Origin of the sequence: Nocardioides sp. NPDC004968 (genome assembly GCF_040608935.1) — a bacterium.
Classification (GTDB): domain Bacteria; phylum Actinomycetota; class Actinomycetes; order Propionibacteriales; family Nocardioidaceae; genus Nocardioides.
Genome location: NZ_JBEXJF010000005.1, coordinates 49,774 through 65,585, shown reverse-complemented (window position 1 = coordinate 65,585; position 15,812 = coordinate 49,774). Strand labels below are relative to the sequence as shown.

Below are 15,812 nucleotides of genomic sequence, written 5' to 3'. Positions count from 1 at the left end.
GCGAGACGACCGGAGCGAGGTCGAGCGGCGAGCTTGCTCGTCCGTTCGCGCCGAGCGAGGGAGTAACCGCGCGCAGCGCGGAGCTTGCTCGTCCGTTCGTGCCGAGCGAGGGAGTGACCCCGCGAAGCGGGGAGGTGGCGGCGTGCTCCGGCTGACGCTGCGCAACCTCGCCGCGCACAAGGTGCGCCTGCTCATGTCGACGCTCGCGATCGTCCTGGGCGTGGCGTTCCTGGCCGGCGTACTCACCTTCTCGCACGGGCTCGACCGCACCTTCTCCGGGATCATCAACGGCTCCACGCCCGACGGCCAGGTACGCCCGACCAACAGTGCCAGCTCGGCCGAGGCCAGCCGCCCCGGCAGTGGCGGCGCGGCCACGCTGGGACCGGCGGCCATCGAGAAGCTGCGTACGCTGCCGGAGGTCGCCCGCGCCGACGGCGTCGTCCAGGGCGCCGGCCTCTATGTGCTCGACACCGACGACAAGCTGGTCAGCAGCTCGGGTGCGCCGACGCTGGCGTTCAACCACACCGGAACCCCCAACCTGCTCGGCGAGCCGTCCCTCGAGCTCATCCGAGGGAGCTGGCCGACCGGGGACAAGGAGCTCGTCCTCGACGAGGCGACCGCGGAGAAGGCCGGCTACCGGGTGGGAGACTCCGTCACCCTGATCGCACCCCAGGGCGAGACCCGCCGGAAGGTCACCCTCACCGGCACCGCCTCCTTCAACGGCGGTGGCACCGCCGGCGCGCAGCTGCTGATCTTCAGCACCGCAGGCGCCCAGAGCCTGTTCACCGACGGCAAGGACGTCTACTCCGGGATCTCGTTGACCGCCGCCCCCGGGGTTTCCCAGAAGGAGCTCGTCGAGGCCGCGGAGACGGTGGTCCCGAAGGGGTTCGAGGCCGTCACCGGCGACAAGATGGTCGAGGAGTCCGAGGATGCGATCGGCGAGTTCCTCGACGTGATCTCGGTCTTCCTGATCGTCTTCGCGGTGATCGCGGTCATCGTCGGCGCCTTCATCATCGTCAACACCTTCTCGATCCTGATCGCGCAGCGCTCCCGCCAGCTGGCGCTGCTGCGAGCCCTGGGGGCTTCCCGCCGCCAGGTCACCACCTCGGTGCTCTTCGAGGCGCTGGTGATGTCGCTGATCGCGGCCACCATCGGCGTCATCGCCGGCTGGGGGCTCGCCCATGGCCTGGCCGCCGCCTTCCGTCAGGCGGGTCTGGAGATCGCCTCCGACGTCCTTGTCCTCACCCCGCGCACCATCTGGATCTCCTACGCCGTGGGCGTCTGCGTCACGCTCGCCGCGGCCCTGCTCCCCTCCCGCCGGGCCGGAAAGGTCCCGCCGGTGGCGGCGATGCGCGAGGACACCCAGCCTCCGGCCAGATCCACCATCCTGCGTACGTCGGTGGGGCTCGTCCTGCTCGCCGCCGGGCTCGCGATCGCCGCCGTCCCACGGATCGGGGTCCCGGAGATCACTCTTCCGGGCGGCTTCGACGTGCCGACCAACCCGGCGCTGTGGGTGGGCGTCGGGGCCGGGATCTCGATCCTCTCGGTCGCCTGGATCAGCGCGTTCCTCGGCCGCCCGGTGCTGGCGGCGCTGCGTACGGTCTCGGGGGCGCTCTTCGGGATGACCGGCAAGCTGGCCGGCCAGAACGCGATGCGCGATCCACGGCGCACCGGCGCCACGGCGTCGGCGCTGATGATCGGCCTGGCGCTGGTCTCGCTGATCGGTGTGCTCGCCGCCTCGATGAACGCCTCGATCTCCGACGTGGTCGAGGAGCAGTTCAAGCCCGATCTGGTCGTGCAGAGCCCGACCTTCACCCCGTTCCCGACCTCGATCGGCGACGAGATGGAGAAGGTGGAGGGCGTCGCGACCGTCTCCCGTTCGCAGATCGCCCAGGCCGTCGTCGGCAAGGTGGACCTGCAGAACCCCAAGAAGAACGAGGTCGCGTTCCTCTTCGGCGTCGACGAGCACCTGCCACAGGTCTATGACCTCGATGTGCTCGAGGGCAGCGAGGACGTCAAGCCCGGCCAGGTGCTGGTCACCGACGAGGCCGCGAAGGAGCACAGCTGGCAGCTCGGCGACCGCATCGACCTCACCTTCGTCAGCGGCCGCCAGCAGCGCCCGCAGATCAGCGGGATCATCGCCCAGACCCAGGTCACCGGCGACATCACGGTGCGCATCGAGGACCTCGTCGCGGCCAAGGTGCCGCGCGAGGACGCCTCGCTGAGCATCATGCTCGCCCGCGGAGCCGACCCGGCCGTCGTCCACGACCGTCTCGACAAGCTCGTCGAGGACCAGCCGGTGGTCGCGGTGCAGGACAAGGAGGAGTTCGCCGAGTCGATCAAGGGGCAGGTCAACCAGCTGCTCTACATGATCTACGGCCTGCTCGCGCTGGCGATCGTGATCGCCGTGATCGGCATCGTCAACACCCTCGGCCTCAGCGTCATCGAGCGCACCCGCGAGATCGGGCTGCTGCGCGCCATCGGCCTCTCCCGCAGCCAGCTGCGCCGGATGATCACCCTGGAGTCGGTGACGATCGCGGTCCTCGGCGCGGTCCTCGGGCTCGCCCTCGGGGTGCTCTTCGGGGTGCTGCTGCGCGACGCGCTGCGCGAAGACCTCACCAGCCTGTGGGTGCCGCTTGACCAGCTGGCCGTCTTCATGGCGATCGCGGTGGTCGTCGGCGTCCTGGCCGCACTCCTTCCGGCCATCCGCGCGGGGAGGGAAGACGTCCTCAAGGCCATCGCCTCGGAGTAGGGTGCCTCGGGTGAGCACCGAGCACTCCACAGACCTGCCCGAACCCACCCTCCGCGTCCACAAGCCGGAGACGGCTGCGGTGGGGCTTCCCGGGGTGGCCCACTCGATGGAGTACGCGCTGCGCGAGATGGGCCCCAGACGCAGCCTGCAGACGCTGCTCAAGGTCAACCAGGTCGGCGGCTTCGACTGCCCCTCGTGCGCCTGGCCGGACCCTGACCACCGCAAGGCGGCGGAGTTCTGCGAGAACGGCGCCAAGGCGGTGGCGTGGGAGGCGACCCGCAAGCGGGTCGACCGCGACTTCTTCGCGGCCAACTCGGTCGCCTCCCTCAACGAGCGCGACGACCACTGGCTGGAGTCGCAGGGCCGGCTGACCGAGCCGATGTACATCGCCCCCGGCGAAACCCACTACTCCCCCATCACCTGGTCCGACGCGATCTCGCTGATCGCCGATCGGATGCGCGCGACCGACCCCGACCGTTCGGTCTTCTACACCTCCGGCCGGGCGTCCAACGAGGCCGCGTTCGTCTACCAGCTGCTCGCCCGCCAGCTCGGCACCAACAACCTGCCCGACTGCTCCAACATGTGCCACGAGTCCAGCGGCACCGCGCTCGGCGAGGTCATCGGCATCGGCAAGGGCACGGTCACGTACGACGACCTCGCCGAACACTCCGACCTGATCTTCGTGGTCGGCCAGAACCCCGGCACCAACCACCCGCGGATGCTGACCGCGCTCGAGTCCGCCAAGGAGAACGGCGCCAAGGTGGTGTCGATCAACCCGCTGCGCGAGGCCGGGATGGGGCGGTTCCGCAATCCCCAGACCGTACGCGGCGTCACCGGCGTCGGCACCCAGCTCGCCGACGTCCACGTGCCCGTGCAGGTCAACGGCGACCTGGCGCTGTTCGCCGGTATCAACAAGCTGCTCGTCGAGCGCGACGCCATCGCACACCCCTTCATCGAGGAGCACACCGACGGCTTCGAGGTCGCGGCGCAGGCGTGGGCGGCGATGGAGTGGGACGAGATCACCCGGCTCAGCGGCATCTCCCGCGAGGAGATCGAGTCCCTGACCGACCTGGTCGAGTCCCGCGAGCGCGTCATCGTGTGCTGGGCGATGGGACTGACCCAGCACAAGAACTCGGTCGCCACGATCCGCGAGATCGCCTCGTTCCTGCTGCTGCGTGGCAACATCGGCAAGCCCGGCGCGGGCGCCTGCCCGGTCCGTGGCCACTCCAACGTCCAGGGCGACCGCACGATGGGCATCTGGGAGAAGCCGCCGGCGTGGTTCCTCGACGCGGTCGGTGCCGAGTTCGGGATCACGCCGCCGCGTGAGGACGGATTCGACGTGGTCGCGGCGATCGAGGCGATGCGCGACGGCGCCGTCGACGTCTTCCTCGCCCTGGGCGGCAACTTCGCCGCCGCGACCCCCGACACCGCCGTCACCACGGCCGCGCTGGCCAACGTCGGCCTCACCGTCCAGATCTCGACCAAGCTCAACCGCAGCCACCTCCACCACGGCCGCGAGGGCCTGATCCTCCCCTGCCTGGGCCGCACCGAGCGCGACGAGACCGGCGGCCGCGAGCAGTACGTCACCGTCGAGGACTCGATGGGCATGGTCCACGCCTCCCACGGCCGGCTGCTACCCGGTTCGAAGGAGCTGCGCAGCGAGGTCGGCATCGTCTGCGCGATCGGCGAGGCGCTGTTCGGCTCGGATCAGGGCGTCGACTGGGCCACGATGGGCTCGGACTACTCCCGGATCCGCTGGCACATCTCCGCGGTGATCCCCGGGTTCGAGGACTTCGAGACCCGACTGAAGACGCCCGGGGGCTTCTCCCTGCCCAACGGCCCGCGCGACTCGCGCACCTTCAACACCGCGACCGGCCGGGCCCGGGTCACCGCCAACCCGCTGACCGCGGTATCGGCTCCCCCGGGCCACCTGCTGCTGCAGACCCTGCGCTCCCACGACCAGTTCAACACCACGGTCTACGGCTACAACGACCGCTACCGCGGCATCAAGGGCGGGCGCCACGTCGTCTTCGTCAACCCCGAAGACCTCCTCGAGCTCGGCATCGCCGACGGCGACACCGTCGACATCGTCTCGGTCTGGACCGACGGCGAGCGCCGCGCCGAGGGCTTCCGCGTCGTCGCGTACGCCACCCCGCGAGGCTCCGCCGCGGCGTACTTCCCGGAGACGAACGTCCTCATCCCGCTCGACTCCTACGCCGACGGCAGCCGCACCCCGACGTCGAAGTCGGTCGTCGTGCGCCTCGACGCCCGCTGAGGACCTGGGGTCCACCGATCGGTGGACCCCAGGTTCAACCGGTCGCTGCTGTCGGCAGCATGGCCCGTGCCAACAGCATTGATGCATGACAGATATCCCTGTACGGATGGCGCGCTGGAGCGCCCATCACCCCTGGCGCGCGATCGCCGGCTGGCTCGTCTTCGTGATCGTGTGCCTCGGCGCCGGCATCATGATGGGAGGCGGCCAGGCGGCCACCTCCGCCGACTACCGGGTCGGTGAGGCCGGCCGAGCGGAGGCGATGGCGGCGGCGGGCGGTCTGCAGGAGCGGCCGCTCGAGCAGGTCCTCATCACCCAGAGGGACGGCAGCACCCTGGACGCCGATCACGCGGAGGCGGTCGCCGACGAGGTCACGACCCGGATGGCGGGCCTTCCCGAGGTCGCCTCCATCGCCCCTCCGGTCCTCTCCAAGGACGGTACGGCGATCCGGGTCGACGTCACCATGGAGGGCCCCGAGCTCGAGGGCAAAGAGCATGTCGCTCCCCTGCTCGCCCAGACCACCGCGGTGCAGCGGGCCCACCCCGATCTGCGCGTGGTGGAGACGGGCCGCCCGTCGATCAGCCTGGACGTCCAGGGTCAGCGAAGCGACGATCTGGCCCGCACGGAGATGATCGCGCTGCCCGTGACGTTCCTCGTGCTGCTGCTGGTCTTCCGGTCCCTGGCGATGGCGCTCGTGCCGATGGTGCTGGCGCTCTCCTCGATCGCCGCAGCCGTCGGCCTCTCGATGCTCGCCTCCCACCTGGTCCCGGACGCCGGCGTCGGCACCAACGTCATCCTGCTCATCGGCCTGGCCGTCGGGGTCGACTACACGCTCTTCTACCTCAAGCGTGAGCGCGAGGAACGAGCCCGCTCGGGTGGGCGGCTGTCCGCGGAAGCCGCAGTCGAGCTCGCGGCGAGCACTTCGGGACGGGCTGTCGTGGTCTCGGGCGTGGCGGTCGCCGCCTCCAGCGCAGCGCTCTACCTCGCCGACGACGTCATCTTCTCCTCCCTGGCGACCGGCGCGATCGTCGTCACCGTGGCCGCCGTCGTCAGCTCGATGACGGTCCTGCCCGCCCTGCTGGCGAAGATCGGCACGTACGCCGACCGGTGGGCGCTACGCCGCCGCGGCACCAAGCCGACGCGCCCCGAGATCGGCCGGTTCTCGGCAGCGATGCTGCGCCCCACGCGCAGCCGTCCCGCCCTGACGCTCGTCCTGGCGGTGGTCGCGATGCTCGCGATGGCCGCTCCTCTGCTGGGCATCAAGCTGACCGAGGTCGGCCGCGACACCTACTCCCGCGACCTGCCGGCCATGCGGGCCTACGACCAGCTCCACGAGGCCTTCCCCGAGCTCAGGTCGACGAACCAGGTGGTCGTACGCGCAGATGCGAGCCAGGGTGACGAGGTCGCCGCCGCGCTGCAGACCCTCGGCGCACGCGCCGAGGCAGATCCGCTCTTCGCCGGGGCCGCCCGGCTGCGTACGTCAGCCGACGGCCGGGTCAGCGTGCTCGACCTCGGAGTTCCGCATCTGCCCAGCTCCGCCGAGGCCCGGTCCTCGCTGGAGCGGCTGCGGACGGTCTACGTCCCTGAGACGGTCGCCGGACTGCCCGGCGCCGAGGTGGCGGTCACCGGCGAGATCGCCCGCTATGCAGACTATCCCGAGCACCAGCAGGGCAAGCTGCCGCTGGTCCTCGGGGCGCTGCTGCTGGTCACCTTCGTGATCACGGTGTGGGCGTTCAGGTCGGTCGTGCTGGGCCTGGTCGGGCTGGTGCTCAACCTGCTCTCGGCCGCTGCCGCCCTCGGCGTGCTGACGCTCGTCTTCCAGGGCAGCTGGGCCGAGGGGCTCCTCGGCTTCACGTCGATGGGCTCGATCGGCTCCCGGGTGCCGCTGTTCCTGTTCGTGATCCTGTTCGGCCTCTCGATGGACTACCAGGTCTTCGTGCTCAGCCGGATCCGTGAGGCTGTGCTCGGCGGTGTGCCGACCCGAGCGGCCGTCATCGACGGCATCGGTCGCTCCGCCGGAGTGGTGACCAGCGCAGCGGTGGTGATGGTGACGGTGTTCGCAAGCTTCATCCCGCTGCACCTGCTCGAGATGAAGCAGATCGGGTTCAGCCTGGCGGTCGGTGTGCTCATCGACGCCATCCTCATCCGGATGCTGGTGCTGCCCTCGATCATGATGCTGCTCGGCGACCGGGTCTGGTGGCCCTCGCGCAGGCGTGCGATAACCACGGGCGTACGCCTCCCCGAGACCGTAGGCTGACCGGCATGCTGAGGGCCGACGACCAGCGCTGGATCCTTCAGTGGACCGCCGGGGTCTGGCTGGTGTTCGGGCTCGCACCGAACATCGTCGCCGGACTCGGTGACCCGGAGCTGTGGCCCTACTGGTCGTCGGCCCTCGTCTGCGTGCTCGCACTCTCCTACGGCATCGCCCTGCGGTTCCCGGCGAGCCGCACCTGGTTCCTGGGAGTGCTCGTCGTCGGCGTGGGCGTCGGGGCCTTTCTACGGGGCGGCAACGCGGCACTGTTCATCGTGTCCGTCCCGCACTTCTGGATCTTCGCCGGAGGACCCCGTCGGGCGATCGAGCTGAGCGGGGCCGCCGCCGTCTCGGCGGTCGCCGGCGCGGTGCTGCGCACCGGGGAGGTGCTGACGGGGAACGTCGTCGTCACGGTCCTGGGCTACCTGGCCAGTGTGCTCCTCGGCCTCGCCGTGCTCAGGGTCGTCCGCCGGAGCGAGGAGCGCGCCGCCCGGCTCGACGCCGAGCTCCGGGCCACCCGGGAGCAACTGGCGAGCGCCCACCGTCGCGAGGGCGCTGTCGAGGAGCGTGAGCGGCTGGCCCGCGAGATCCATGACACCCTCGCTCAAGGCTTCGCCTCCATCGTCGTGCTGGCCGAGGCGGCGCGGTCCGGTCTCGGCGAGCACGACGATCACACGAGCGCCCGGCAGCTGCGGTCCATCGAGCTGACCGCCCGTGAGAATCTCGCCGAGGCAAGGGCGCTGGTCGGTGCCTCACCAGCCGCCGGGGTCGTCTCCGGGTCGATCGCCGAGACCCTGCGCCGGACCCTGGACCGGTTCAGGGAGGACACCGGCATCACGACGCACGACGAGCTGACCGACATCGACTGCGACCAGCAGACCCGCATCGGGCTGCTGCGCGCCACGCAGGAGTCCCTGGCCAACGTACGCAAGCACGCCGCCGCGAGCACCGTCGGCCTCGTCCTCAGCGAGCACCCGCACGGGATCGAGCTGGAGATCACCGACGATGGGCGCGGCTTCACGGTCGCCGACTCCCGAGGTTTCGGCCTCGACGGCATGCGCCGCCGGCTGAGCGAGCTCGGCGGCGATCTGACCATCACCAGCTCTCCGGGCGACGGGACCCGGGTGCTCGCGCTGCTTCCCCCGACCGCGGCCCGTCACGCCGAGGAAGGTGCCGGATGAACGCTGAGCCGCTCCGGATCGTACTGGCCGACGACCACACGGTGATGCGCGACGGGATCGCCGCTCTACTGGCGACCGAGCCCACCATCAGCGTCGTCGGCGCCGCGGGCAACGGTGCCGAGGCCGTCGACCTCGTCGACCGTCTCGACCCAGATGTCATCCTCCTCGACCTCCGGATGCCCGTCCTCGACGGCGTCGCCGCCACCGAGCGGATCGCGGGTCACCACCGGCGTACCAAGGCCCTCATCCTCACCACCTACGACACCGACACCGACATCGAGCGAGCGGTCGAGGCCGGCGCCATCGGCTACCTGCTCAAGGACGCCACCCGCGAACAGCTCGTGGCCGCGATCCACGCTGCGGCGCGGGGTGAGACCGTCCTGGCCCCGCGGGTCGCCGAACGACTGGTCGCCCGGATGCGTCGGCCCGCTCAGCCGACCTTGACCCCACGGGAACAGCAGGTGCTGGAGGCCGTGGCCGACGGCCTCTCCAACGCCGAGATCGGCAGACGCCTGGTCATCGGCGAGGCGACAGTCAAGACCCACCTGCTCCGCGTCTTCGCCAAGCTCGACGTCAGCGACCGCACCCATGCAGTCGTGGTGGCGATGGAACGCGGTCTGGTGACGCGCACCGGTCCCGCCTGAGAGGCGACTCGGCCGATTCTCTGACGCGCGAGGAATTCGGTTGTCGCGTCCGGTGTTGAGATCTAACGTGATGCGCATGTTCCGCGTGGTTTCCGAGCACCACCTGTCAGGCAAAAGCCTGACGGGCGCTCCCACGTGGGCACCGTCAGTCGATTGCACCGGCGCTCGAAGCTGACCCTCCTCCTGACCCGCAGGACCCGCGGAGGAGGGTGGCCCGCACCGGCCCCCTCACCGCGGTGACAGCGCTGTGACGGCTTGCCGGAGGGTCCTGGCTCACCCCGAAATCTTCTGACTGACAAAGGAACTCTCATGGCCAAGGGCCAGTTCGTGCGGACCAAGCCGCACCTCAACATCGGGACGATGGGTCACGTCGACCACGGCAAGACCACCCTGACCGCCGCGATCACCAAGGTGCTCGCGGAGCGCGACCCGAGCGTGAACCGCTTCATCGCCTTCGACGGCATCGACCGTGCTCCGGAGGAGCTGCAGCGCGGGATCACGATCAACATCTCGCACGTCGAGTACGAGACCGCCACCCGGCACTACGCGCACGTCGACATGCCCGGGCACGCCGACTACGTGAAGAACATGATCACCGGCGCCGCCCAGGTGGACGCCGCGATCCTGGTCGTCTCCGCACAGGACGGCGCCATGCCGCAGACGCGGGAGCACGTGCTGCTCGCGCGCAGGGTGGGCGTGCCGTACCTGGTGGTCGCGCTCAACAAGGCCGACACCGTCGACGACCCCGAGCTGCTCGACCTGGTCGAGCTGGAGGTCCGTGACCTCCTCTCGGAGTACGGGTTCCCCGGCGACGACGTACCTGTCGTCCGGGTCTCCGGACTGAAGGCGCTGGACGGCGACCCGGAGTGGACCGCCGCCATCGGTGAGCTGCTGGACGCGATCGACGGCTACGTGCCGGTGCCCGAGCGCGAGCTCGGGGAGCCGTTCCTGATGCCGATCGAGAACGTCGTCACGATCACCGGTCGCGGGACGGTGGTCACCGGTGCTGTCGAGCGCGGGTCGCTGAAGGTCGGCGACGCGGTCGAGGTCGTGGGCCTCGGCGCGACGATCACCAGCACGGCGATCGGCCTCGAGACGTTCGGCAAGTCGCTGGAGTCCGCGGACGCGGGCGACAACGCGGCGGTGCTGCTGCGTGGCGTCAAGCGCGACGAGGTCCGTCGCGGCCAGGTGGTGGCGCTGCCGGGCAGCGTACGGCCGCACCGGAAGTTCCGGGCGAACCTGCACGCGCTGTCCACCTCCGAGGGTGGCCGGCACACGCCGTTCGCCGCGGACTACCGGCCGCAGTTCTACTTCCGGACCACGGACGTGCCCGGCGGGATCGACCTGGGTGAGATCGCCCTGGTCATGCCCGGCGACACGATCGAGCTCGGAGTGGAGCTGGAGAAGCCGATCGCGATGAACGTCGGACTCGGCTTCGCAGTCCGCGAAGGCGGTCACACCGTCGCCGCCGGCACGGTGACCGAGCTGCTCGACTGAGAAACGGAACGGTCCCCACCTGGTGGGGGCCGTTCCTCATTTCTCAGTCGCGGGGGCGCCAGCGCTTCCACAGCGCCTCGCCCTCGGCGCGGACTTTCCCGTCCCACTCCAGCCGCACCAGCGAGGTGATCTGGTCCTCGCTGGCGTCCTTGGTGGCGGCGACCAGCGTGACCGGCTCCCTGAGCGGAGCCGGCCGCCGGTAGCGTACGTCGATCCCGGCCGTGACGTACGCCAGCGACTCCCCCTCGGCAGGCATCCAGCCGTTGAGGAACGCCTCCTGGTGCACCGCGGCGGCGCTGTGGCAGTCCAGCACGGTCGCGATGATCCCGCCGTTGAGGAACCCGCCGCCGTTGTCGTGCTGCGGCCACGGTTGGAAGGTCGCGGTCACGCTCCCGTCCAGCTGCGGATAGCTCTTCAGCTGAAGCCCCTGGGCGTTGGCCGGCCCGCACCCGAAGCAGGTCATCGTCGGCCACCACTCGTCCTGCAACGCGATCATCTTCACCGCGCCACCATAACCACGATCAGCCGATCCCGGTCCGGAAGCCCTCGCGCCAGGTGGCGTACGACGGCGTCCAGCCGAGCTCCCGCTTCGCCTTGGCGTTCGAGGAGCCGCGCACCGAGGTCATCAGCGCGACCCCGAACTCGCCGATCAGCGGCCGGGCGAGCCAGGCCGGCAGTCGCATCGGGTTCCTGCCGCCCACCTCCTCAGCCAGGAGCGGGATCCACTGGTTCACCGGAGCCGGCTCGTCGTCGACGATGTTGTAGATGCCCGGCGCACCGCGGTCGAGGGCCGCGACGGTCGCGGAGGCGACGTCGTCGATGTGGACGAACGACCACACCCCGGTCCCGCCGCCGACCACCGGCATCTTGCCCTTGCGCAGCATCTCGCCGAGAGCGCCCTCACGGGAGGTGGCGTTGCCGGGGCCGTAGAAGTTGCCGTAGCGGAGCACGACGCCTTCGAGGTCGGTTCCACCGGAGGTCGAGCCTGTCGAGCGGTGTATCGAGCTTGTCGAGATGACCACAGCGGACTCCAGGTGACGGATCGCCGCCAGGGTTCCTCGCGCCTCTTTGCCGGGGTCGTCGATGAGCGGGTCGGTCTCGTCCTTGACCCAGCCGCCGGTGCGCTCGTGGGTCCAGCCGCCGCCGAAGCTCTGTGCGATGAACCGCCGCACCCCGGCCGCCCGGGCCGCCGCCAGCAGGTGGTCGGTGCCCTCGGTACGCAGCCGGTTGGTCATCGCGAAGTCCTGGTCCCACTTCTTCAGGTTGCCGCTGAGGCCGCCCAGCGCGGTGAGCTGGTGCACGACGACCTCGGGCTCGGCCTTGGCGACGGCGTCGTGGACGCTCTGCGCGTCCAGCGGGTCCATCACGATCCCGGTCGCGCCCATGGCGGCCAGGGCCTCGCAGCCCGCCTCGTGCCGGGTCGAGCCGTAGACCTCGTGTCCGGCGGCCACCAGGAGCGGCACCATCCGGACTCCGACAGCACCGGTTCCGCCTGCGATGAAGATACGCATCGTTCTGTCCTTTCGTCGTTGTTGACCCCACCGACGAAACAACCTGCGCTCCTGTGACAGCTGGCGTAAGGTCCTGCACTCGTGGACCTCGCAAGCGCTCATGACGGGCTCCGCCCGCTGATGTTCTCGATCGCCTACCGGATGCTCGGCAGCGTCGCCGAGGCGGAGGACATCGTGCAGGAGGCGTTCCTGCGGATGCACCGCAGCACTCAGCAGACCGAGGGAGAGATCGACAACCTCGATGCGTACGCCACCACGGTCACCACCCGCATCGCCATCGACACCCTGCGTTCGGCCCGCCACCGCCGTGAGCAGTACGTCGGCCCGTGGCTGCCCGAGCCGATCCTGGTCTCCGACGAGGACCCGAGCCACCGCCTCGAGCTCGACGAGACCGTCAGCACCGCGTTCCTGGTCCTGCTGGAGTCGCTCACCCCGGTCGAGCGCGCGGTGTTCGTGCTGCGTGAGGTGCTGGGCTATGACTACGAGGACATCGCCCCCGTCGTCGACAAGAGCGCGACCAACTGCCGCCAGATCTTCACCCGTGCCCGCAAGCGGATCGCCGACGGGACGCCGCGGTTCGAGCCCTCACGCGAGCGCCGCGACCAGCTCGCCTCGCAGTTCGTCGCCGCCCTGTCCGCGAGCGACATCGCCGGTCTGGAGCGGCTGCTCGCCGACGATGTCGTGTTCGTCGCCGACGGTGGCGGCCGGGCTCCCGCCATCCAGAAGCCGATGCTCGGCGCCGTCGCCGTCGCCCGTTTCCTGCTCGGGCTCATGCGTCAAGGCGAGCGCTTCGGCGTACGTCTGGAGCTCTCCAACGCCAACGGTCAGCCGGCGATGCTCACCCGCGGTGCCGACGGCGCCCTGCTGGGCGTCATCGCCCTCGACGTCGACGGCGGCCGGATCGTACGCATGCACAACGTCCTCAACCCCGACAAGCTCGGCCACCTGGGCGAGGTCGGAGATCTCTTCGCCCTGCTGGCGGAGCGCTAACCGTCCAGGAACGTACGCAGCGACTGGTCCACCAGCGGCCGCCCCAGCGTTCCCTCCGCCAGCGCGTCGCGCAGCGCGGTAACCGAGTCGAGATCGGCGACGAGCGTCACCAGCTCGTCGACCTCTTCGCCGATCTCGACGGGTGTGGTGGCCGCGACCGGCCGGTCGAGTAGCAGCGGACAGTCGACCGGACCGCCCTCCGGCTCCGGGTGGCCGAGGGCGGCGACCCAGCAGCCGATCTCGTAACGCAGCGGCGCGCTCGGCCCGGCGCCCTGGGCGCGCAGGTCGACGTACCAGACGATGTCGTCGCTCTTGGGGTCACCGAGCCGGTGATGGCCCTTGCGCAGCGGCATGCCGCCCGTCTTGAACGCCTTGGTCGCCGCGGTCCGGGCTGCCTTCTGGTCCATCGCTGAGGTCACGGCCCTAGAAGTCGAGGTCGGTCTCGGAGAGCTGACCGCCTCCGGCGACGATGAACTCCTTGCGCGGAGCGACGTCGGAGCCCATCAGCAGGTCGAAGACCGCCGCGGCCTCGTCGGCGTCGTCCAGCGTCAGCCGGCGAAGCGTCCGGTGGCGCGGGTCCATGGTGGTCTCGGCCAGCTGGTCGGCGTCCATCTCACCCAGACCCTTGTAGCGCTGCACCGGGTCCTTCCAGGTGACGTTCTTCTTCTTCAGCTCGGCGAGCTTCCGCTGCAGCTCCGGGTCGGAGTAGGTGTAGATGTACTTCTCCATCCCCTTCTTGGGGTTGGAGATCTCGATCCGGTGCAGCGGCGGGACCGCGGTGTAGACCTTGCCGGCGGCGATCAGCTCGGGCATGTACTTGAAGAACAGGGTCGCCAGCAGCGTACGGATGTGGGCGCCGTCGGAGTCGGCGTCGGCCATGAAGATGATCTTGCCGTAGCGCGCCGCGTCCAGGTCGAAGCCTCGGCCGGTGCCCGTCCCGACCACCTGGATGATCGAGGAGCACTCGGTGTTCTTCAGCATGTCGCCGACCGAGGCCTTCTGGACGTTGAGGATCTTGCCGCGGATCGGCAGCAGCGCCTGGAACTCTGAGTTGCGGGCCACCTTGGCGGTGCCGAGCGCGGAGTCACCCTCAACGATGAACAGCTCGGCCCGGTCGTCGGTGGTGCGGCAATCGGCGAGCTTGGAGGGCAGCGCGGAGGACTCGAGCGCGTTCTTGCGCCGCTGGTTCTCCTTCTGCTGACGCAGCGAGAGCCGGGTCTTGGAGGCGGCGTACACCTTCTCCATCACCAGCTTGGCCTGCTGCTTCTGCGCCCCCCGCGACTCGGTGAGGAACGTCTTCATCTCCGCGGCGACAACCTTGCGCACCACGCTGCGAGCCGCCGGGGTGCCGAGGATCTCCTTGGTCTGGCCCTCGAACTGCGGCTCGGCCAGGCGCACCGTCACCACCGCGGTCAGACCCTCGAGGATGTCCTCCTTGACGATGTCCTTGTCGTTGACCTTGAGCACCTTGGTGGCGCGCATGGCGTCGTTGAACGTCTTGGTCAGCGCGTTCTCGAAGCCGCTGACGTGGGTGCCGCCCTTCGGGGTGGCGATCACGTTGACGAAGGAGCGGATCTCGTTGTCGTAGCCGCTGCCCCATCGCACCGCGATGTCGACGCCGAGCTCGCGCTCGACGTCCTGCGGCGTCATGTGGCCGGCGTCGTCGAGCATCGGCACGGTCTCGGTGAAGGTGTCCGACCCCTGCAGGCGCAGTACGCCGCTGACCGGCTCGTCCTTGGCCAGGAAGTCGACGAACTCGGCGATGCCGCCGTCGTGGCGGAACTTCTCCTCGACCGGGTCCTCGCCGGACTGGTCGCGGATGACCAGCTCGAGCCCGGGGACGATGAAGCTCGTCTGCCGGGCCCGGCCGAGCAGGCCCTCGAGCTCGAAGCGAGCGTCCTTGGTGAAGATCTGCCGGTCGGGCCAGAACCTGACCCTGGTGCCGGTCTTGCCCTTGGCGACCCGCTTGCCCTTGCGGGTCAGGCCGCTCTGCGGCGTGAAGGCGGCCGTCGGGCCGTCACCGTCGAACACACCGGGCACACCACGGCGGAACGACATCCCCTGCTGGGCCGGCGAGCGGTCCACGTCGATGTCCATGCGGCTGGAGAGCGCGTTGACGACCGAGAGGCCGACACCGTGCAGACCGCCGGTCGCGTTGTAGGAGCCGCCACCGAACTTGCCGCCCGCGTGCAGCTTGGTCGCGACCACCTCGACGCCCGGCAGCCCGGTGCGGGGCTCCTTGTCCGTCGGGATGCCGCGGCCGTCGTCGTAGACCTCCACCGAGCCGTCGGGGTGCATCGTCACCTCGACGTGGCCGGCGACTCCGGCCAGCGCCTCGTCGACGCCGTTGTCGATGATCTCCCACAGACAGTGCATGAGGCCGCGGGTATCGGTCGAGCCGATGTACATACCGGGACGCTTGCGCACCGCCTCCAAGCCCTCGAGGACGAGGAGGTGCGCGGCGTTGTAGGTGTTGTCAGAGATGATCGGCTCCTGCGTAACTGCGTTGTTCCCGGGGTACTGCGTGGGGGTGTTCCTGGTTGAAATCTACCGTGCGACACGCCCGGGTCTCACGCAGGCACGCGGCAACCGGCCCACGCGCCATCGGGCGGCACACGTACGTCGTGATCGGTCCGTTACGTGGAACTTGCGGGTTTCGATGCACGAAATGGTCGGTCGACAGGTAAGAATGTCTGTCACGGACAGCGATGTCC

Annotated in this window: 11 protein-coding genes; 7 read left to right on the top strand and 4 right to left on the bottom strand. The window is 69.8% G+C overall.

Features of this window, described 5'->3' with window-relative positions:
- Window positions 1-142 precede the first annotated feature (142 nt).
- The 6 genes from ABZU72_RS08125 (at window position 143) to tuf (ending at window position 10,597) form a co-directional block, all read left to right on the top strand.
- Window positions 143-2,752, top strand: coding sequence for an FtsX-like permease family protein (locus ABZU72_RS08125; protein WP_355018344.1), 2,610 nt, complete (start codon window positions 143-145; stop codon window positions 2,750-2,752).
- A gap of 10 nt (window positions 2,753-2,762) precedes the next feature.
- Window positions 2,763-5,027, top strand: coding sequence for an FdhF/YdeP family oxidoreductase (locus ABZU72_RS08120; RefSeq protein WP_355018343.1), 2,265 nt, complete (start codon window positions 2,763-2,765; stop codon window positions 5,025-5,027).
- Window positions 5,028-5,112: 85 nt separating this feature from the next.
- Entirely contained in the window at window positions 5,113-7,281 is a 2,169-nt protein-coding gene (locus ABZU72_RS08115) for an MMPL family transporter (protein ID WP_355018342.1), read from the top strand.
- Window positions 7,282-7,286: 5 nt separating this feature from the next.
- Window positions 7,287-8,456, top strand: a complete 1,170-nt coding sequence (locus ABZU72_RS08110; protein ID WP_355018341.1) for a sensor histidine kinase — start codon at window positions 7,287-7,289, stop codon at window positions 8,454-8,456.
- Window positions 8,453-9,100 (top strand): response regulator transcription factor, encoded by a 648-nt coding sequence (locus ABZU72_RS08105; protein ID WP_355018340.1) that lies wholly within the window; start codon window positions 8,453-8,455, stop codon window positions 9,098-9,100. The genes ABZU72_RS08110 and ABZU72_RS08105 overlap by 4 nt, the downstream gene beginning before the upstream one ends.
- Window positions 9,101-9,409: 309 nt before the next feature.
- Window positions 9,410-10,597, top strand: a complete 1,188-nt coding sequence (tuf, locus tag ABZU72_RS08100) for an elongation factor Tu (protein ID WP_355018339.1) — start codon at window positions 9,410-9,412, stop codon at window positions 10,595-10,597.
- Between the two features lie 43 nt (window positions 10,598-10,640).
- Here tuf and ABZU72_RS08095 read toward each other — a convergent pair whose 3' ends face one another.
- Complete coding sequence (locus ABZU72_RS08095) at window positions 10,641-11,093, bottom strand: PaaI family thioesterase (RefSeq protein WP_355018477.1); 453 nt, start codon at window positions 11,091-11,093, stop codon at window positions 10,641-10,643.
- A gap of 25 nt (window positions 11,094-11,118) precedes the next feature.
- Complete coding sequence (locus ABZU72_RS08090; RefSeq protein WP_355018338.1) at window positions 11,119-12,108, bottom strand: NAD(P)-dependent oxidoreductase; 990 nt, start codon at window positions 12,106-12,108, stop codon at window positions 11,119-11,121.
- Window positions 12,109-12,189: 81 nt separating this feature from the next.
- On the opposite strand from ABZU72_RS08090, the gene ABZU72_RS08085 reads away from it, so the two are divergent.
- The gene (locus ABZU72_RS08085; protein WP_355018337.1) at window positions 12,190-13,098 is read left to right on the top strand and encodes an RNA polymerase sigma-70 factor; all 909 of its coding nucleotides are present in this window, start codon (window positions 12,190-12,192) and stop codon (window positions 13,096-13,098) included.
- Here the strand turns inward: ABZU72_RS08085 and ABZU72_RS08080 are convergent.
- Together ABZU72_RS08080 and ABZU72_RS08075 are read right to left on the bottom strand one after the other, a co-directional pair.
- Window positions 13,095-13,517, bottom strand: a complete 423-nt coding sequence (locus tag ABZU72_RS08080) for a hypothetical protein (RefSeq protein ID WP_355018336.1) — start codon at window positions 13,515-13,517, stop codon at window positions 13,095-13,097. The genes ABZU72_RS08085 and ABZU72_RS08080 overlap by 4 nt on opposite strands.
- 4 nt (window positions 13,518-13,521) lie before the next feature.
- The gene (locus ABZU72_RS08075) at window positions 13,522-15,585 is read right to left on the bottom strand and encodes a DNA topoisomerase IV subunit B (protein ID WP_355018476.1); all 2,064 of its coding nucleotides are present in this window, start codon (window positions 15,583-15,585) and stop codon (window positions 13,522-13,524) included.
- Window positions 15,586-15,812: the final 227 nt, after the last annotated feature.

Coding starts and splice junctions, on each gene's coding strand:
- ABZU72_RS08090 (WP_355018338.1), bottom strand. CDS start 12,108: ATGCGTATCTTCATCGCAGGCGGAACCGGTGCTGTCGGAGTCCGGATG.
- ABZU72_RS08105 (WP_355018340.1), top strand. CDS start 8,453: ATGAACGCTGAGCCGCTCCGGATCGTACTGGCCGACGACCACACGGTG.
- ABZU72_RS08115 (WP_355018342.1), top strand. CDS start 5,113: ATGACAGATATCCCTGTACGGATGGCGCGCTGGAGCGCCCATCACCCC.
- tuf (WP_355018339.1), top strand. CDS start 9,410: ATGGCCAAGGGCCAGTTCGTGCGGACCAAGCCGCACCTCAACATCGGG.
- ABZU72_RS08110 (WP_355018341.1), top strand. CDS start 7,287: ATGCTGAGGGCCGACGACCAGCGCTGGATCCTTCAGTGGACCGCCGGG.
- ABZU72_RS08095 (WP_355018477.1), bottom strand. CDS start 11,093: ATGATCGCGTTGCAGGACGAGTGGTGGCCGACGATGACCTGCTTCGGG.